General features: G+C 50.5%; 15 protein-coding genes. 7 read left to right on the forward strand and 8 right to left on the reverse strand.

Annotated features, from left to right (window positions below):
• The 3 genes from VFS25_RS22725 to VFS25_RS22735 form a co-directional block, all read right to left on the reverse strand.
• Nucleotides 1-509 (reverse strand): cation:proton antiporter (locus VFS25_RS22725; RefSeq protein ID WP_326464476.1); only part of this gene is annotated, 509 nt, incomplete at its 3' end.
• A 45-nt stretch (nt 510-554) separates the two neighbouring features.
• Nucleotides 555-1226: a class I SAM-dependent methyltransferase gene (locus VFS25_RS22730; RefSeq protein ID WP_326464477.1), complete on the reverse strand. Its 672-nt coding sequence runs from the start codon at nt 1224-1226 to the stop codon at nt 555-557.
• A gap of 25 nt (nt 1227-1251) precedes the next feature.
• Complete coding sequence (locus VFS25_RS22735; protein WP_326464478.1) at nt 1252-2520, reverse strand: NAD(P)/FAD-dependent oxidoreductase; 1269 nt, start codon at nt 2518-2520, stop codon at nt 1252-1254.
• A gap of 409 nt (nt 2521-2929) precedes the next feature.
• Between VFS25_RS22735 and VFS25_RS22740 the strand changes: the two genes are divergently transcribed.
• The gene (locus VFS25_RS22740; protein ID WP_326464479.1) at nt 2930-3577 is read left to right on the forward strand and encodes a dienelactone hydrolase family protein; all 648 of its coding nucleotides are present in this window, start codon (nt 2930-2932) and stop codon (nt 3575-3577) included.
• A gap of 113 nt (nt 3578-3690) precedes the next feature.
• Here the strand turns inward: VFS25_RS22740 and VFS25_RS22745 are convergent, their stop codons facing one another.
• Nucleotides 3691-4143, reverse strand: coding sequence for a GNAT family N-acetyltransferase (locus VFS25_RS22745; protein ID WP_326464480.1), 453 nt, complete (start codon nt 4141-4143; stop codon nt 3691-3693).
• Nucleotides 4144-4290: 147 nt separating this feature from the next.
• Here VFS25_RS22745 and VFS25_RS22750 point away from each other — a divergent pair, with 147 nt between their 5' ends.
• Nucleotides 4291-4425, forward strand: coding sequence for a hypothetical protein (locus tag VFS25_RS22750; RefSeq protein WP_326464481.1), 135 nt, complete (start codon nt 4291-4293; stop codon nt 4423-4425).
• Nucleotides 4426-4626: 201 nt separating this feature from the next.
• Here the strand turns inward: VFS25_RS22750 and VFS25_RS22755 are convergent, their stop codons facing one another.
• Entirely contained in the window at nt 4627-6333 is a 1707-nt protein-coding gene (locus VFS25_RS22755; protein ID WP_326464482.1) for an FAD-dependent oxidoreductase, read from the reverse strand.
• 103 nt (nt 6334-6436) lie between these two features.
• Between VFS25_RS22755 and VFS25_RS22760 the strand changes: the two genes are divergently transcribed.
• From VFS25_RS22760 to VFS25_RS22770, 3 genes are all read left to right on the forward strand, one after another.
• Nucleotides 6437-7414 (forward strand): AraC family transcriptional regulator, encoded by a 978-nt coding sequence (locus tag VFS25_RS22760; protein ID WP_326464483.1) that lies wholly within the window; start codon nt 6437-6439, stop codon nt 7412-7414.
• A 470-nt stretch (nt 7415-7884) separates the two neighbouring features.
• Nucleotides 7885-10659 (forward strand): TonB-dependent receptor, encoded by a 2775-nt coding sequence (locus VFS25_RS22765; protein WP_326464484.1) that lies wholly within the window; start codon nt 7885-7887, stop codon nt 10657-10659.
• A gap of 12 nt (nt 10660-10671) precedes the next feature.
• Nucleotides 10672-11421 carry a GLPGLI family protein gene (locus VFS25_RS22770; RefSeq protein ID WP_326464485.1) on the forward strand — a complete coding sequence of 250 codons (750 nt, stop codon included), beginning with the start codon at nt 10672-10674 and terminating at the stop codon, nt 11419-11421.
• A gap of 10 nt (nt 11422-11431) precedes the next feature.
• On the opposite strand, the gene VFS25_RS22775 is transcribed toward VFS25_RS22770, so the two are convergent.
• From VFS25_RS22775 to VFS25_RS22785, 3 genes are all read right to left on the reverse strand, one after another.
• Nucleotides 11432-12682, reverse strand: coding sequence for a glutamate-5-semialdehyde dehydrogenase (locus VFS25_RS22775; protein ID WP_326464486.1), 1251 nt, complete (start codon nt 12680-12682; stop codon nt 11432-11434).
• Between the two features lie 72 nt (nt 12683-12754).
• Nucleotides 12755-13795 (reverse strand): glutamate 5-kinase, encoded by a 1041-nt coding sequence (proB, locus tag VFS25_RS22780; protein ID WP_326464487.1) that lies wholly within the window; start codon nt 13793-13795, stop codon nt 12755-12757.
• Complete coding sequence (locus VFS25_RS22785; RefSeq protein WP_326464488.1) at nt 13792-15861, reverse strand: aceric acid hydrolase; 2070 nt, start codon at nt 15859-15861, stop codon at nt 13792-13794. Before VFS25_RS22785 ends, proB begins: the two co-directional genes overlap by 4 nt.
• 190 nt (nt 15862-16051) lie before the next feature.
• Here VFS25_RS22785 and VFS25_RS22790 point away from each other — a divergent pair, with 190 nt between their 5' ends.
• The gene (locus VFS25_RS22790) at nt 16052-18376 is read left to right on the forward strand and encodes a GH92 family glycosyl hydrolase (protein WP_326464489.1); all 2325 of its coding nucleotides are present in this window, start codon (nt 16052-16054) and stop codon (nt 18374-18376) included.
• A 59-nt stretch (nt 18377-18435) separates the two neighbouring features.
• Nucleotides 18436-18954 carry a hypothetical protein gene (locus VFS25_RS22795; RefSeq protein ID WP_326464490.1) on the forward strand — a complete coding sequence of 173 codons (519 nt, stop codon included), beginning with the start codon at nt 18436-18438 and terminating at the stop codon, nt 18952-18954.
• Nucleotides 18955-19542: the final 588 nt, after the last annotated feature.

A 19542-nucleotide genomic window follows, 5' to 3' on the forward strand; every position in this document is an offset into this window, starting at 1 on the left:
TCAATGGCCGCATAGGCAAAACGGAACACAATTAAGCTGGAAGCATCATTCAGCAGGCTTTCCCCTTCCACAATGGTCACCAGCCTTTTGGGCACGTTAATGCTTTTGAGGATGGAGGTAGCCGATACTGCATCCGGCGGCGAAATAATGCCGCCCAGCAAAAAGCCCAGCGGCAGCGTGAATGCAGGAATAAGGCTGGATGATATAACCGCTATTACGCACGACGTTAATATTACAATCAGGAAGGCAAAGCTGGTAATGACCCGCCGCCACTTCCAGAAGTCTTTCCAGGAAGTTTGCCAGGCTGCTTCAAATAACAGCGGCGGCAAAAAGATCACGAAAATAAGCTCCGGGTTAATAACGATCTGCGGCAGCCTGGGAAAAAAGCTCAGGCACAAACCGCCCAGCACCAGCACAATCGGGTAGGAAATCTTTAAGCGCTGCGCCAGCATAACCAGGAACAGGATAATGAGCAACAGAAGAATGTAAAGGCCAAATGTGGTATGCATAATGTGTAGCCGTTTTATGCTTTGCCCTAAAATAATACAATTATACTAATGTGCTGTTTGCAGGCGCTCCAGCACACTGCCCCGCAGCATGCCTTTTTTTACAAAAGCGTTAACTTCCGCAAAACCGGCATCCTGCCACAGGTGCTTGAACTGCGGGTTGGCATACAGTATTTTCATGGGGCGTGGGTGCTGCTCCAGGCTTTGTAATACCTTGCGGATAAAGATTTCCATCACAGTACCGTCAAACGGGTTAAACAGGAAAATTACGCCTACTTTGGAAGGTATGTCGTAGTAACGCGCATCTATCCATTCAATGGTAATATAGGCGCCGGGGTTAAGGTCTTCTATCCTTTCCGCGTTGGCGGCCGCTTCTTCGCACAGCTCTTCTGAAAAATCTATCCCGATCATGGCTTTAAAGCCGTAAGCCGCAGCTACCGCCAGCACACGCCCGCGTCCGCAGCCCACATCCAGCAGGGTGGTTTGTTTGTCGGCCGGGGTTAGCTGCTCAATCAGCTGGATGGCAGAGTAATAGTTCACCGGCTCGTAAAATGAGAAATGTTTACGCTCAGGCTCCGGCAAATGCTCCGGCAGGTGGTGCAGGCCGGTGGTGCGTATACCAAACCGGCGCTCCCCGCGGATTTCATATTTGATAATAAATAATGCTACATCCAATCCCCAATACCATCCGATATAAAAGAAATACAGGAGATACCGCATGTACGTAGTTTTTCCTTATGGAAAACTACGTATTATTTTCGTCATCCGGGCGGATGATCATGCGCAGCGACTGGTCTTTGCTGAAGTAGGCAACCGTCCAGTTATACAGGGTCTTTATCCGGTTGCGGTAGTTGATAAGCGACATAAGGTGCACGAACAGCCACAGGAAAAAGGCTATAAAACCACTGAAATGCAGCGGGGGCTTGGGCAGGTCGGCCACCGCCTTGTTACGGCCTATAATGGCCATAGTACCTTTGTCGTGGTACTTAAAGGGAGTAACGGGTTTGCCCAGGGCCATGGCCTTAAAGTTCCGGGCCAGGTGCTTGCCCTGCTGTATGGCGGTTTGCGCCAGCTGCGGATGGCCGTTTGGCCATTGCGGTTCGTGCAGCTGCAGGCAGGTATCGCCAATCGCATAAATGTTCTCCGTGCCCTGCACCTTGTTATATGCATCTGCCAGCATACGCTTGCCGCGGCCATAGCTGCCGGCAGGTATGCCGTCAAACATTTTGGCGGTAACGCCGGCGGCCCATATGAGCGCTTTGGCCGGAATGCTGCTGCCATCGTCCATGATCACCGTATCATTTACATAATCCTTTACGTGTACGTTTAGCCGTATGCGTACCCCCATTCTGCGCAGCGCATCATAAGTGTTTTTCTGCGACTGCCTGCTCATGGGCGACAGCAGCGCTTCGCCGCCGTCTACCAGGTATATCTCTCCCCTTGCGCCCTGCAGCTCAGGGTAATCTTTCTGTAAAATAGTACGGCCCATTTCAGCCAGCATGCCCGATATTTCCACGCCGGTTGGGCCGCCGCCGGCAATTACAAAGGTGAGCAGCTTTTTACGTTCGGTTTCATCGGTGGTAATAATGGCCTGCTCCAGCTGCTGCAGCATGCGGTTACGCATCTCAATAGCATCGTGCAGGGTTTTCATGGGCATGGCACGCGCCTTTACGTTTTGCATGCCAAAGTAGTTGGTTTCTGCACCGGTGGCAAATACCAGGTAATCATAGGAAAGCTCCCCGTTGTTCAGCACAATCTTGTTTTGCTCCGGCACCACCTTTTCCAGGCTGCCTAAACGAAAAAAGAGGTTATTTTTTTTACGGAATAATTTACGGAAGGGATAGCTGATGTTAGAGGGTTCCAGGAAAGCCGTAGCCACCTGGTATATCAGCGGTGGAAAAAAATTATAGTTGTTCCTGTCAACCAGCGTAACAGTATAATGTTTATTGCCTCCCAGCGACCGTGCCAGGTTAATACCGGCAAAGCCGCCACCCACTATGACAATGTGCTTCATAAAACTAATTTGTTTTGTAATACATCCTGTCTGAAAATTAAACCGGCTCCTGCAATTATTGTTGCAGGAATACTTAAATTTAATACACTTTCCCACGATTTAAAACCTTCCCAAATTTATTCTTATGGACCAGCGTATTATAAACCTCTTTGATGAGTACACTCACAGGCCTTTAAAGTTGTAGCGTGTTCATTGTCATTGAACACAGCAGATCTTTGATGAGTACACTCACAGGCCTTTAAAGCGCAATGAGTTCATTAACCGCCTCATCCGGCTTACCGGCAGCCTGGCTGCAGCCAACGCGGTACTGCCCCTGCTGGAAGTAAACTACGCGCACGCCGCCACCGTACCTGAAAACGCAGCAGGCATCCGCGCAGAAGATATTACCTACCCGGGCGATGGCGTTACCATGAAAGCTTACCTGGTAAAGCCCAATAACCTGGCGGCAAACGCTAAAACAGGCGCCGTGGTGGTAATACATGAGAACCGGGGCCTGAACCCGCATATCCGCGACGTAACACGGCGTGTGGCGCAGGCCGGGTATATAGCGCTGGCGCCCGATGCGCTGTCGGGCAGCGGCGGCACGCCCGCAAATGAAGATGAGGCCCGTGAGCTGATCGGAAAGCTGGATGCGCAGCAGAACCTGAATAATTACCTGAAAGCGCTGGACTACCTGCAGGGTTTGCCGGAATGTAACGGTAAAACCGGCTGCGTAGGCTTTTGCTGGGGCGGCGGCCTGGCCAACCAGATGGCAGTACATGCGCCCAACCTTAAAGCTGCTGTGGCTTACTATGGCAGGCAGCCGGATGCGGCCGGCGTGCCTGAAATAAAAGCCGCCTTATTGCTGCATTACGGCGGACTGGATGAGCGTATTAATGCGGGCATACCGGCCTATGAAGCCGCGCTGAAAGCTGCGGGCATTAAATACCAGCTGTATGTTTACGAGGGGGCGCAGCATGCTTTTAATAACGATACCGCCCCTACGCGGTATAACAAGGCAGCAGCAGATAAAGCCTGGGAAAGAACGCTGCAGCTGTTCAGCGAAACATTGTCGTAGCTGCCACGGGGCTTATACCAGCAGCCGGGCAGGGAAAGCACTATCTTTTTCCTCCATACAAAAATAGCCGGTTACAAAAATTGCAACCGGCTATTTTAATATAGTCATTAGCGTTACTTACTTTCCCCGGGAATAATGTACTCAAATACCTTTTGTTCTTTCTTTTCCTCAAAACCGGTACGCGTATAAAAAGCATGGGCATCTGTACGTTTTACCTGGCAGCGCACCCGTAGCCTGCTGCTGTTGCGTTCTGCCGCCCATTTCTTTGCTTTTTCCACCAGCTGCCGGCCTATACCCTTTCCACGGCTGCCGGCGTCTACTACCAGCCCGCCTATTTCACAAAAAGGGCCTGTTTCCAGGCGCATAGTGTAAAATACATGGATCCAGCCTACTACCTGCCCGTTCATAACCGCTACATAAGCCATATCAAAATTACTTTTATCAATGGCTATAATATTGCGCATAGTATCATCAACAGACAAGGTATAACCCAGCTGCGACGACAACCCTGCAATCTGCTGCGCATCTTTTTCAATAGCCGCCCGTACCTGTATTGCACTACCCATAAACCTATAATTTACATGATAATACAAAAATTTGCGCGATAAATATTTTAAAAGTAATTTAGAAAAGTAACCCACCCCGCTATGACAACCTTATCAGTAACCGCTAACGGAGTAGGATTTTAGTTTAACCAAAAAAAATTCCTTTGTATGAAAAAGAAAACCAAGAAAAAGCTGGACATCAAAAAAATGAAGATCAGCAGGCTGAGCGAAACAAACCAGGCCAAGCTGAAAGCCGCCACTATTCCGCCTAACACATTCTGGTGCGAAACCCTGGGTATGTAGTACCAAGGGCCGGCCAAATGGCATTTTCCTGCAACATACAATCCGCCATCACCTGGCGGCAGCGGTAAGCAACGCTGGTTTACACCGTAACATATGCTGGTACCTGCACCCAGCTGGTAAAGCGAAAACCCCAAACGTTGTTTACACGCCCTCTGGTTTGCAGAAAAATCTACGTTCAGCCGGCCCTTTTTATTTACCTGTTTATACCTGGCTGTATGCCTGCGCCTGCGTAAAAGGCCGTATAGCATTTTGCAACGCCTGCACGGCATCTGCCGGTGCAGTTGCGCAACGCCAGGCTACAAAGCCATCCGGCCTTACCAGCAGCGCACCAGTGGCGCTGATGCCCGCCACATCTTCAACCGCTCTTTCTGTAAAAACCAGCGCGCCCTGCTTTCCTATGCTGTACACGGGCACGGGTATACCGGCTGCCGCATGAAGCCAGGCCGCGTTACCGGTACCTGTGAATAGTACAAAGCCTTTACCCAATAAGTCTAAAGTACATATGCGCTGTTCTTTATACTGTACCCACATATGCGGCATGCGGGTGCCCGGCTCCCCGTTAAGCGCACGAACCTGCCGGTAACCGGCAGCCGGTAAAGCGCTGCCCGGCACCGCCGCGCCGGTGTACTGGTAATTAGGCAACCCTACCAACCCTGCTACATACCGTATAGACAGGCGGTGGCTGGCTTTATGCAGGCACAGGAAGGCCGTTATTTTAGCGCCTGTTACCGTGGCAATAATGCCAAATATGTTCAGGAAATTGCGTTTCAGCAGCCCGTCCTCATCTGCCCAAAGACCGCTTTGTATGGCGTTGCGCAAGCCAACAGGCTGCCGCTCCGCGCTGTAGGTAGCCAGCAGCGAAGGCGCTGCCTGCCCTTTTAATACCGCCGCCAGCTTCCAGGCCAGGTTATGCCCATCCTGTATACCGCTGTTTGCGCCTTTGCCGCCATAGGGCGTCATTACATGCGCGGCATCGCCGGCAAGGAACACACGGCCGTGCTGCATGTTATTCACCACTTTTACGGTAGGCTGCCAGGGCAGCATACTAATGATGCGGATGGGCAGCTCCGGCATACCCAGCAGCTCCTGTAAAATGGGGATCACTTTTTCCTCCGTAAAGTCCGATGCTTTCTCTCCTGCTTCGGGGCTATAATGCAGGTGCAGCACCCAGCGGTTGCTGTTATTTATAGCTGCCAGCAATCCCTTATGCCTGGGCGTTTTGATGATCACCAGGCTAAAGCGTTTGTTGTGCACGGCAGCTGCCAGGTCGGCTTCAAAATAAATATTCAGCAGGCTGGCTATGGCGCCCCTGCCTGTTACCGGCGCCTGTAATGCTTCACGTACCGGGCTTTTGGCGCCGTCGGCCGCTATCATATAGGCAGCCCGTATGGTTTGCGTGGCGTTGGTATCACGGTTACGGATAATGGCTGTTACGCCTTCGGCATCCTGGGTGAAAGATACCAGCTCTGTATGAAAAGCCAGCTGTGCGCCCCTGTCCCGCGCTGCGGCCAGCAGCACCGGTTCTGCAAGGTCCTGTGTGCAGCGGGCGCCTTCTTCGGGGCTTAAGGTCATTATCTTTTCCAGTCCCAGCACCTTGGCCGGCGTTAATTTGCGGGGCTTCATTTTTTTGAGCGCAGCAGCCAGGCTGGTGCTGCTGTGAATACCCCAGGCATGCTCCAGCGCCCGGCCTGCGTTACGGATGGCATCGGCCAGGCGCAGCTCCCGGTACAGCTCCATGGTGCGTATGTCAAAGCCCCGCGCACGGGGATGAATGGAGGTACCTTTATGCTTTTCCACCAGCAAAGGGGCAATGCCCTGCTGTAAAAGAAACAGCGCCGCTGACAAGCCTGCCACACCGCCGCCCACGATTAAAACCGGTACATTAATGTCCGTTGTTTGTACATGCATATTTTGCCGTGATTATGTTGCCGCAAAGTTGCAGCAGCCGCCCCCCGGCAAAGGGCATGAAAAGGATTTTTTTGTACCTTGAACGGAGTAATCCGACCATACCATGCCGCAGCAGGAACAACATCCTGATTTCCCGGGTTTTGATGAAATAAAAAGTTTGGCGGACAGCGAAACGCCTTATGTTTTTGCTGTTTCGCTGCCCGAAGTGGCAGGCCATTTCCGTATGCTGAAAATGGGAGGCATTGCCGTTTCCGATGGCTGGATGCAGCTGAAAGACCAGTTTACGGAGCATGTGAGCATGAAACATTTTAACGACCTGCCGCTGGTAGAAATGAACTTTTCCCTGGAAGGCTGCATACGCCAGCGACTGGGCTTTCTGAAAGAAGAAGTGTTATTTACCAAAGGCTATCATAATATCATGTACAACCAGGGTGAATGGGAGCACAACCATTTCCTGAACGGCGGTACGCACAACACCTTTACCATTAACATTCACGCAGACCGTTTCATGGAGCTGTTTGCCGCCTACTCCGCTCCTATGGACCGGCTGGCAAACAGCGTGCTGCAACAGCGGCCTTTTCTGCTGCAGCAGCCGGCCATTCCCTATACGCCGCAAATGCTGTCCATTATCCGGTCTTTCTGGGATTGTACTTTTACCGGCAGCTTAAAACAGCTGTTCATGGAAGCAAAGATGATGGAGCTGCTGTTATTGCAGTTTGAGCTTTTTGCGCAACCCATGCATGGCAAAGCAGCAGGCCCCGGCCGCGATGAGTTGGACAAGCTGCACCTGGCGCGTGAAATACTGCTGAAAGATGTGCAGCACCCGCCTACCCTTGCGCAGCTGGCAAAGCAATGCGGGCTGAATGAGTTTAAGCTGAAAAAAGGGTTTAAAGCAGCCTTCAATAACACCGTATTCGGCTACTTTGCCGCCGCAAGGCTGGAACAGGCCAGGCAGCTGGTATTACATACCGGCAAAACCATTTCTGAAATAGCCTATGAAACCGGCTTTAGCCATCCCCAGCACTTCCAGCGGGCCTTTAAAAAACACTTCGGCACGCCCCCCGGACAACTCCGGAAGTAGCAGCAGACTTTTCCATTACAATAATCCGGGATAAGTACAACATAATCCGTTAAATAGGCATTCTTTCCCACCCGTTTTAGTTGCACCTTTGCTTACAGCTTTTAGCATTAAATGTAACAATTCACTTATACAGTGTAACAGTTGTAGGTTTAGGTACAGGCCGGAGTATTCTTATTCCGGTTTTTTTATGCCGCTGCGCCCACGGGAATTAATAATTAAGAATGAATAATTAAGGGAACGCCCGGATCACGAAATAACGTGAAATGCGGAACAGCCTATGCCTTGTTTACGGGACTCTGGCAGGCAATTAACATTCATACCTTGTATTATCGGTTTGTAACTATTATCGTCTTGTTCATCCCTTTTAACAAATTTTTCACTGCATGGCAGGATCATCCATAAAATATTTTACTATTCTTTGTGGAAATATCAACTTATAGCATCTATTAGTTTAACTCTTAACTCCCCGCATGAAAACATTTGTGCTCATTGTTTGCCTGATAATTCCTTGCCTGTGCTATGGCCAGCGGACAGCTGTTAAAGGCAGCGTAACAGATACGCTGAACCATCAGCAATTATCCAATACCACGATTGCCGTGCTGCAGGCAAAGGATTCAATTTTGCGCACGTTTACCCGCACTGATGACGGGGGAAAGTTTTACATCAGGCACCTGCCCCCCGGCAAATACCTGCTGCTGGCTACTGCGCCGGGGTATGCCGACTATGTAGAGGCGTTTACGTTAGCCGACAGCACCGCTACCGCACAGGTGAATGTGATCCTTTCCCTTAAAAGCCGCCTGCTGAAAGAAGTGCTCATTAACCAGTCAGTAGCAGCCATTAAGCTCAAAGGCGATACCACGGAGTATAATGCAGACAGCTTTAAGATGCAGCCCAATGCCACGGTGGAAGACCTGCTGAAAAAGCTGCCGGGCATACAGGTAGATAAGAACGGGCAAATTACCGCCCAGGGTGAAAAAGTGCAGAAAGTGCTGGTTGACGGGGAAGAATTTTTTGGCGACGACCCCACCCTGGCCACACAGAACCTCCGGGCCGATATGGTAGACAAGGTGCAGGTATATGATAAAAAGAGCGACCAGGCGGCCTTTACGGGCATTGACGATGGCGAGAAGATCAAAACCCTGAACCTCAAGCTGAAAGCAGATAAAAAGAACGGCTACTTTGGCAAGCTAAGCACCGGCGCCGGAACAGAAGGGTTCCACGACAGCCAGGCCATGCTGAACTTTTTCAAAGGCAAGCGTAAAATATCCGGCTACGGCATTGTTTCCAACACCGGTAAAACAGGCCTTAACTGGCAGGAAAGAGATAACTACGGCCAAAGCAACGCTGATAATTTCAGCTATGATGAAGCTACAGACAGCTACTTCGGCTACTTCCAGTCGGACGACCTTGAGAACTGGGACGGCCGCTACGGCGGACAGGGTTACCCGCTGGTGCAAACCGGCGGCCTGCATTATAACAACAAGTGGAATGAGGATAAACAATCCATTAACGGCAACTACAAAATACTGCAGCTGCATGTAGATGGTAACAGCAGCACCAACTCACAATACCTGCTGCCTGACACGCTTTACTATACCAACTCCAGCCAGCGTTTCGCCAACCGCATTACCCGGCAGCGCGGCAATGCGATATATGATATACAGATAGACTCCAGCAACTCCCTGCGCATTACAGCCGACGGCGGCCTGGATCACAAAATCACCAACAGCGCCTATAAAACTGAGTCCATTGCGCAGGACAGCTCACTGGTGAACCGGAATGAGCGCGATATAAACACTACCGGCGACGTGGGTACGCTTAACAGCAGCATACTGTGGCGAAAGAAGTTCCGTAAAAAAGGGCGCACGCTTTCCCTGAACATCCAGGAAAAATACACCCGCAACAACTCAAACGGGTACTTAAATTCCCTTACTGAATTTTATGAGAACGGCAGCATAGAAAGCACCCAGCAAATAGACCAGTACAAAACCAACCATAGTGAGAACCTTACGTTTGATACAAAGCTCACTTACTCAGAACCGCTGTCTAAAACCGCATCCGTGATCCTTAACTATGGTGTGGTGGTAAACAACAGCAGCTCAAACCGCAACTCCTTTAACCAGGATGCCGGCGGTAAGTACAGCGAGCTGGATAGCCTGTACAGCAACAATTACCAGTTTAATGTATTCACCCACCGGGGAGGCGCCAGCTTTAACATGATACAAAAGAAAGTTCGGGCTAACATAGGCACCAACGTTGGTCTTACCAGCTTTGACCAGCAGGATATGCATACCGGCCTTACCCGCCGCCGGGATTTTGTGAACTGGTTCCCCGTGGCCTCTTTCAGCTATATGTTCAATACACAGCGCAGGTTATCCCTCAATTATAACGGCAGCACCAACCAGCCCAATATTGAGCAGATACAACCCTTACGTACCAACGACGATCCGCTGAACATCAACATTGGTAACCCTGATCTGAAACCGCAGTTCTCCAATAATATCCGCGTTTACTTTTCAGACTATAAGATCCTTAAGGAGCGCGGCATCTGGATAAATGCTTCCTATAACTTCACCAGCAACGCCATTACCAGCAAAACAACCATAGATGAAAACGGCAAAAGAACCAACCAGGCCGTGAACGTAGACGGCAACCGTAATTTTTACATGTATGCGGGGTATAACTTTAAAATACAGAACACCAACCTGCGCATGGGCTACAACGCCAACATGCGTTACAGCCGCTATGTGAACTATGTGAATGATGCGCTGAACACCACCAACAGCGGCAATTACACGGCCGGTATGTACCTGAACGGTTCTAAAGACAAGCTGTATGAAATAGGCCTGGATGCATCCGCCACTTATACCAACAGCCACTCCTCCATACAGCAGCAGGTAAAAACCAATTACTGGATGTTTAACTTCAATCCCAATGTAAACCTGTTCCTGCCCTGGAAGCTGCAGCTGCATACCGACTGCAACATCAACCTGCGGCAAAAAACTGCCGCATTCGACAATAACAACAACGTGGTATTATGGAATGCCTGGTTCGGTAAAAAGTTCCTGAAGAACGATGCATTACTTGTAAAACTGGAAGTGAACGACCTGCTCAAAGAGAACATAGGCTTTAGCCGGCAGGTGAACAGCAACTTTATTTCCCAGCAAAACTACAGCACCATTAGCCGCTACGCGCTCCTGTCTGTTAGCTGGAACTTTAACAAAACCGGCGGCAGCGCCAAATAAAAAACCAGCATCATGAAACAACTACTGTTATATATCATACTACTGGGCTGCGCCGCAACGGCCGCCGCACAAGCGCCTATTTATCTCACACAGGGCCGTATTGAATTTGAGAAAAAGGTGAACCAGTACGCCCGCCTGGACGAAATGTTTAACAAAGACGAAAGCGGCTGGAAAGACATGGAAAAAAAGCGGCTGCCCCAGTTCACCACTTTTTATTTTGACCTGTTGTTCAACGGTGCTACCACGCTGTACAGGCCGGGCCGGGAAAACCCTGAAAACATACGCCTGCGGCCGGAACCCGGCAACGACAACGTGATTTATGACCAGCTGGATAAAAAAGAAACCATTGCGCAAAAAAAAGTATTTGAGCAGCTGTTCCTGGTAAAAGACAGTACCCGCAGCATACGGTGGAAAATAACGGATGAAAAGCGCAACATTGCCGGCTTTGACTGCCGCCGCGCTAATGCGATAGTAATGGACTCCATTTACGTGGTAGCTTTTTACACCGACGCCATTGTTACTCCCGGCGGCCCGGAATCCTTTACCGGCCTGCCCGGCATGATACTGGGCGTAGCCCTGCCCTATGAGCACATTACCTGGTTCGCCACCAAGGTGCTGGCCAATGAAGTACCCCCTGCCGAATTGAAACCACCCACCAAAGGCAAGCCGGCAGATAATAAGATATTACTGGAAACCATCACCCGCAGCCTGAAGAACTGGGGCAATTACGGTAAGCTATATACGAGAATAATGATGTTGTAAGCAGGCGCTGTTACCGCACCTGCCCGTTGCCGTAAATAAGCCATTTTTCCGTTACCAGCTTTTCCAGCGCAAAAGGCCCGCGGGCGTGCAGCTTTTGGGTAGAGATGCCTATTTCCGCACCAAGGCCAAATACGCCGCCATCTGTAAAACGTGTAGAGGCGTTCACATAAACAGCCGCAGCGTCAACCTCATTCATAAAACGCGTGCTAACAGCAGTGTTGGCAGATACAATGGCTTCTGAATGCTTTGACGAATAATGGCGTATGTGGGCCAGCGCTTCACCCAGCCCGCTCACTACTTTTACGGAGCATTTAAAATCCAGGAACTCGCGGCCAAAATCGTCCGGGGTGGCGTGCTGCAAAGAGGGATAGCCGGCTTTTTCAAGTATAGGGTAAGCCGTATCATCTGCAAATATTTCTACATTATACGCCTGTAAGGAAGGAGCCAGCAAAGGAAGAAAATCCGCTGCCACGGCGCTGTCTACCAGCACCGTATCAAGGGAGTTGCATACAGACGGCCGCGTTACCTTGGCATTGGTTACAATGGCGGCAGCCTGCTGCAGGTCCGCAGTTTGCTCTACATAAGTATGGCATACACCAGCGCCGGTTTCAATTACCGGCACGCGGGCGTTGTCGCGCACAAAATTAATAAGCTGCTGCGAGCCGCGGGGAATAATAATATCTACATACTTCACAGCCGTCAGCAGCTCCATTACCAGGTCGCGGTTTGTAGGCAGCAGCTGTACGGTGGCCACCGGCAGCTTATATGCCGCCAGCACATCCTGTATAATACCCACCAGGCACGTGTTGGTATAAAAGGCATCGGAGCCGCCGCGCAGCACGCATACATTGCCGGAGCGGATGCACAGGGCCGCCACATCTACCGTTACATTGGGCCTCGACTCATAAATTACGCCTACTACCCCCAAAGGAGCGGTGCGCTTCTGCACCAGCAAACCGTTGTCCAGCCTTTTTTCTGAAAGCAGCTGGTTAGAGGGGTCAGGCAGCTGTGCTATATCCAGCAGGCTGTTTGCCAGCTGCTGAATACGCGTTTCGTTCAGCAGCAGCCGGTCCTTTTTAGGATCAGTGTCCGGCATACGTTCCAGGTCCTGGCGGTTGGCGGCAATAATAGCGCCTGCGTTTTCCCGCAGGCGTGTGGCCAGCTGCTGCAGCAGCTGCTGCTTTTGCGCATCAGGAAAAGTTTTAATGGCGCTGGTAGCTGCCTGCGCCTGTTCCAGTAATGGTATAATAGACTCCATCATCTTCTTTTTTTACGCCTGCATTCATCATCACAAACCCCAATCCCTTCATTATTAATTCTTAATTATTAATTCTTAATTCACCAGCAACACAATATCATCCGCATGCGCAATCTCTACATTCTGCGCTTTTTTATTACCTGCCAGCACATCGGACGATACTTTTGCGCGGGCCACGGCAATGGCTTCATTGCTTTCATTTACGATCTCCACCACCTCACCACGGGTAAACCGCTCCAGTATGGCTTTTACGCCCACTGCCAGCAGGCTGTGTCTTTTCTCCAGCGCTCTTTGCGCACCTGCGTCTACCTGTAAGCGGCCGGTCACCAGGCTGCCGCTGGCCAGCCATTTTTTCCGCGCCGGCATGCTGCAGGGCTGCGGCAGGCAAATAGTGCCGGTGGTGCCGTTCAGCGCATTCAAAATGCCATCCGGGGTATGTATACCGAATATTACCACCCGTATGCCCATGCGGGTAGCCAGGCGGGCAAAGGTAAGCTTTGATACCATGCCGCCTAATCCCAGGCTTGACTTGCGGGTATCGGCCAGCGCAAATACCGGTTCGTTTATTACCGGTATCTCCGGCACTACCTGGCCATCCTTATCCAGCACACCACCCACTGAAGTGCTGAACAGCAGGCCCGATGCCCCAAAGCCAACAGCTATCAGCGTGGCCAGTTCGTCATTGTCTGAAAACTTTAATTCCAGGTCGCTCACCACATCATTTTCGTTGGCAACGGGAATAATGTTATTGGCCCACAGCTCTTCGTAGGTTTTTTTCAGCTGTAAAAACTGGCTGCGGTTACTGAAGTGCCGCCGCTCGCACAGGCTTTGCGCAATGGCAATATTATAGGGTTGAAAATACTGTGCATATTTGCTAAGCAACAGGGGGTTGCCAATAGCGGCTGCCGCCTTGCGTTCGCTAATAGTGCCGCTGTAATGCGGCAGGTACTTTTTACCGGCAGCCACTGCCCCGGATGATACCAGCACCATGTTATATGTTGCATGCAGGGAAGCCACCTGCCTGGCAATAGCTGCTACTATAGACTCGTCCAGCTCTCCGTTCTGATGGGTAATTGACGCCGTTCCAAACTTGATCACTAAAATGGGCTTGCTCACTGAGATTGAATTTGGCTGCCAAAATATTGAAAATATTTCGGAACCCATACCGTCATATCAGTATGGCCACGGTTTCCCCAGGCGTAATAAGGGATGAACGTTACTTTTACCGGTTTGGTATCGTTTACGGCAGCCTCCCGGTACAGGGTGTTTTGCCAGCCGGTATCGGCCCGCAAACCTACTGTGCCTGTTAGCGCCATTACCTGGCTATGGTCTATTTGCATGGGTACCGGCTTCAGGGTGGCTTTGTCGGTCATTACAATGTCAAACAGGCTGGCGCCTTTGGGCAGGTCTGTACCCTCCAGGCAGTATACAATGGGGCCTCGCTTTACCGCTACCTGGTTACGGGTTTCCTCTACCAGCGGATTGCTTTCCATTAAAGTTACCGGCATGGGCAGCTGCAAGGTAATGATGTCGCCGGCTTTCCAGGTGCGGTGCACAGCAGCATACTGGCCGGGAGTAACCCTTGCAGCTGTGGATTTCCCGTTCACCGTTACTGTGGCCTTATGGCACCAGCCGGGTATGCGCAAAAAAACCGTGAAGGGCTGTGGTCCTGCAGCTTTCACCGTAAGGCGGATATTACCATCCCAGGGATAGTTGGTGGTTTGCGTCAGCTGCAGCGCCGACCCGTCTTTTAAATGCGTATTCAGCTCATTGCTTCCGTATAAATGCACCCACAGGCCTTTGTCTGAAATACCGTATGCATATTCCGCTGTTTCTGCAATGGTGCGCACCACGTTGGGCGGGCAGCAGTTGGAAAGACTGATATATTTTACCCGCCCGCCGGACCAGCGCAGGGTATACGGGTATTTGTCAGACACGCTTAACGGGTTGGTGTAGCAAAAACGGTCGCCATCCAGGCTAATGCCCGACAGCACGCTGTTATACAGCGCCAGCTCCACAATGTCCATGTACCGCGCATTACCGGTTACCTGCAGCATGCGCCAGTTCCACAGCATATTGCCAATGTTGGCGCAGGTTTCGTTATGCGCAGTCATATTGGGCAGCTGGTAATCGCGGCCATAAGCCTGGTGTGTTTTCTGTATCTCCACGGGGTTATAGGAAACGCCGTAGGGCGATACGCCGTCGTATAAAGCCCCGCATGCGCCGGTAATGTACATTTTGCGGTACACCACATCCTTCCAGATGTTATTCAGGCAGGTCAGCAGGGAGTCGTCGCCGGTTTCCGCATACAGGTCGGCTACGCCTGCGTATAAATAATTCGCGCGCACTGCATGGCCCATGGCCTTATTTTGCCGGCGGAAAGGTACGCGGTCCTGGTTATCATCTGTACCGCCATCCACATAGCCGCGCATATTTACCAGGTTCCTGGCCAGCTGCAGGTATTTAGGATCTTTGGTGGTGCGGTACAGCTCTATCAATCCCATGTAGTGCGACGGGCAAATGGCGTTGCGCGCCAGCTCCGGCGACGCCTTTTTATAAAAACGGTCCAGGTAATCCGCCGCTTTAATGGCCACATTCAGCAGGGAGGTTTTACCGGTGGCGCGGTAATGCACACAGGCCGCGGTCATCAGGTGGCCCATGTTATAGGTTTCAAAGTTCAGCCGGTCTTCAAACTCTTTTACACCGCCTTTGCTGTGGCGCTCCGCAATCATTACCGGCGTATGTATATAACCGTCTGCCCGCTGTGAGCGCGCAATTACCGGTATTACACTATCCATCATGGCATTCAGCTGCGGGTCTTTGGTAAGGGCGTACAGGCTGGCTACTCCTTCCAGCAGCTTGTAAAAATCGCCGTCGTGAAAGGGCGGGCCTGCATGTGAGCCGGTGTCCAGCCCCGCGGCTATCTGAAAATTCTTGAAAGCATGGCTTACCTGCGGGTCCATGTAGGTGCGCCATAAATGCGGTATCATGGCGGTTTTACATACATTCATACGCTCGCCCCAGAAACCGCCGGTCCAGTGCACGGCGCCCATATCCACGCTGCTTAAAGCTGCAAATTTGCTGTTAACGGTGTTCACAAGCGCATGCTCCTGCGCACGGGAAAAAGCGGGCCAAAGCAGCATTAGCAGGAAGGAATAGCGCATACATTTCAGACGGTTCATAACAGGAATTTGTTTACTGAAACGCCAAGATAATAAATACTTAACTATACTACACTATACTCCTTTTGCCTATGCAGCCGGCATTTCATCCGGACTTTTTTTCCGGAAGCGGCGGCAGAATAAATTTCGCGGTGCGCTAAAACGTTTTATCTTTAGTGGTACTATTAAAAATAATATCGCTATATAAACAATGAGAAAACTGTTTCTATCACTACTCTGTCTGGCGCAGCTGCCGCTGTTTGCGCAAACAGGAACTAACCTGGTACAATACGTAAAACCCATTATCGGCACAGAAAAAATGGGCCATACCTACCCTGGCGCCACGGTGCCTTTTGGCATGGTGCAGCTTAGCCCGGAAACAGATACCATTCCCTATGAGATGAATGGTAAATACAACCCGGATGTTTATAAATATTGCGCCGGTTACCAGTATGACGATAAAACCATTACCGGCTTTAGCCACACCCACTTCAGCGGCACCGGCCACTCCGACCTGGGCGACTTCCTGGTTATGCCCACCACTGGCCCCCTGCAGCTGAACCCGGGCACGGCCACGCACCCCGAAAGCGGCTACCGCTCTACCTTTTCCCATGCAACCGAAGTTGCGGAAGCAGATTATTATAAAGTAAAGCTGGATGAATATAACATACTGGCAGAGCTGACCGCCTCTAACCGCGTGGGCTTTCACCAGTACACCTTTCCCAAAACAGACCAGGCGCACATTATCCTGGACCTGATGGCCGGCATTTATAATTATGAGAACAAAAACGTGTGGACGTTTGTACGCGTGGAAAACGATACGCTGATCACCGGCTACCGCCAAACCAATGGCTGGGCGCGCACCCGCACGGTATATTTTGCCATGAGCTTTTCCAAACCTTTTTACCGTTACGGTCAGAAGAATTATGCGCATGACGTGTACCGCGGCTTCTGGGGCAAGTTTGACCAGGCGCACAACTTCCCGGAAATGGCCGGCCGGCAGATAAGGGCTTACTTTGATTTTAAGACAGATGAAGGAGAAAAGATAAAGATCAAATTTGCATTGTCGCCTGTAAGCACAGCAGGCGCGCTGCAAAACCTGCGCACAGAAATACCAGGATGGGACTTTGAGAAAGTGAAGGCAGCCGGGCAGGCCCTGTGGGAAAAAGAGCTGGAAAAGATTGATGTTAAAATGGCATCCAACAATGATATGGTAAGCTTTTACACCGCCATGTACCATGCCTTTTTAAGCCCTACCACCTTTATGGATGTAGATGGCGCCTACCGCGGCCTGGATCAGAACAACCACATGGCCGAAGGCTTTACCAACTATACTACTTTTTCCCTGTGGGACACCTACCGCGCATTACACCCGCTGTTTAATATCGTACAGCCCAAACGCAATGCAGATATGATACAGTCTATGATGGCGCACTATGACCAGAGCGTGCATAAAATGCTGCCGGTATGGTCGCACTACGCCAATGAAAACTGGTGTATGACCGGCTATCACAGCGTAGCCGTAATTGCCGATGCAGTCATAAAAGGCAATGCGCCGTTTGATGCCAATCATGCGCTGGAAGCCTGTGTAAACACGGCCCGTTACAAGCCATACGATGGCCTGGGCTATTATATGCAGCTGGGCTATGTGCCGGAGGACAAAAGCTCCTCTTCCGTATCTAAAACGCTGGAATATGCGTATGACGACTGGTGCATTGCGCAAATGGCCAAAAAGCTGGGCCGCAACGATATTTATGAGGAGTTCATTAAACGCTCCAACAACTTCAGAAACGTGTACGACGCCGGTACCGGCTTTATGCGGCCTAAAATGAGCGACGGGCATTTCCGCCAGAACTTTGACGCCTTAACCACTATTAACCAGGGCTTTATTGAAGGCAATGCCTGGAACTACAGCCTGTATGTGCCGCAGTACCCCGCTGAAATGATACAGCTGATGGGTGGTGAAAAAAGGTTTATTCCCCACCTGGACTCCCTGTTCACCATGCACCTGCCCGACGCCTTTTTCGCAGAAACAGAAGATATTACCCGCGACGGCATTATCGGCAACTATGTGCATGGTAATGAGCCGTCACATCACGTAGCCTACCTGTATAACTGGACCAGCCAACCCTGGAAAACGCAGGAGCGTGTACGCATGATCTTAAAGAAAATGTACCACACCGGTCCTGATGGCCTGGGCGGCAATGACGACTGCGGGCAAATGAGCGCGTGGTATATTTTTACCACCTTGGGCTTTTACCCGGTATGCCCCGGCTCTGACCAGTATGCGCTGGGCAGCCCGGCTATGGAGCATGCCACGCTGCAGCTTGAAAACGGCAAAACCTTTACCATTGACGCCAAAGATCAAAGTGACAAAAATGTGTATGTGCAAAAAGTAGTGCTGAACGGCCGTACGCTTACCACGCCTTTTATTTCCCATGAAGCTATCATGAACGGCGGGCAGCTCACCTTTTATATGGGCAGCAAGCCGGCGAAAAAGAACTATCAGCAATTATCCTCCGGGCACAACCGGTGAATACGTGCATAAGTTGATTAAATTTATACAGGGAACCGGCAATTGGTTCCAATGCACGTATGCAGGTACCTCCTACAGAACAGGATTTTATATTTCATATGCCGGGCATAGGCAGCATTCAGCTGGGCAAAATGCCCAAACATGTACAAGGCCTGATTCCACTGAAAGATTACCGGCACCGGCAGCGCTTTATGGTGCTGCCGGACATTAACCGGTTTTACGTATACAACGGCTCCCTGAAAGCCCGTTTAAGGCATCCCCAGTCTACCATCGACATCCGTTACCTGCTGGCCGGCACCAATGAGGAAGGTTTTATTAACAGCCTGTTTGTATACCCCATGCCGCCCGGCGGCCACATTATCGAACGGCTGAGCCAGGTATATGGAGAACCCCGCATTGGTTTGGGAAACCTGGGCGGACAGGTGGTAAACTCCAATCACTTTTGGGTAACGGAGGGGGAAACAGAGATCTCCTATGTTGGCCCTGAACAGCATATGCGGGAGATGGGAGTTATTTTTTTCCGGTTTTATTATGACCAGGAAGCGCTGCACCAGTTTACACTGGCTTTAAAACACTGATAATCAAAAAAGGCTGCGCTACACATTTAATAGCTGACGCGGGACCGCGCAGTGCTGCGCGGCAGTATATCATTGCTGTATCAAAATGGTAAAATGTGTAATTGTATAAAAAAGAAAAGGCCTGCTAAACAACAGGCCAATTATGGTACTTTGGGGGGGACAATACAATTGGGTTTTCACAAGAGTACAAAAACTTTCAGGGGTGTTACAATGGTTATGAAAGGTTGCCTTTGTGTTTCAATTGCAAGTTCAAATTATCGAAATGAATCCAATTAAAAAGCGCAAAGGAGCTTTTGAGTAAACTTTTCAAGTGTCAAAAACCTTATCTTAGCAACAGTAACAGGCAAAAAACCGCTATCAGGAACATACCCGCAAACCTTTAACCAGCCGCCATTAGCCGGTATTTCCAGCAACCAGAACTAACGGTAACGAACATATATTTGCGTGCAAACTGTGGAGAAAAATCCGGTAATGGCTCAATCTGAAAATGTAGATATACGAAACAGGCTACTGCGTAAATCACGGTATATATACCCCCGTAATTTACCGGTCTTTGTGCTGTGCTTTTATATATATGCAATCTAACAC

It is taken from the genome of Chitinophaga sp., from assembly GCF_035761305.1.
Lineage (GTDB): Bacteria > Bacteroidota > Bacteroidia > Chitinophagales > Chitinophagaceae > Chitinophaga.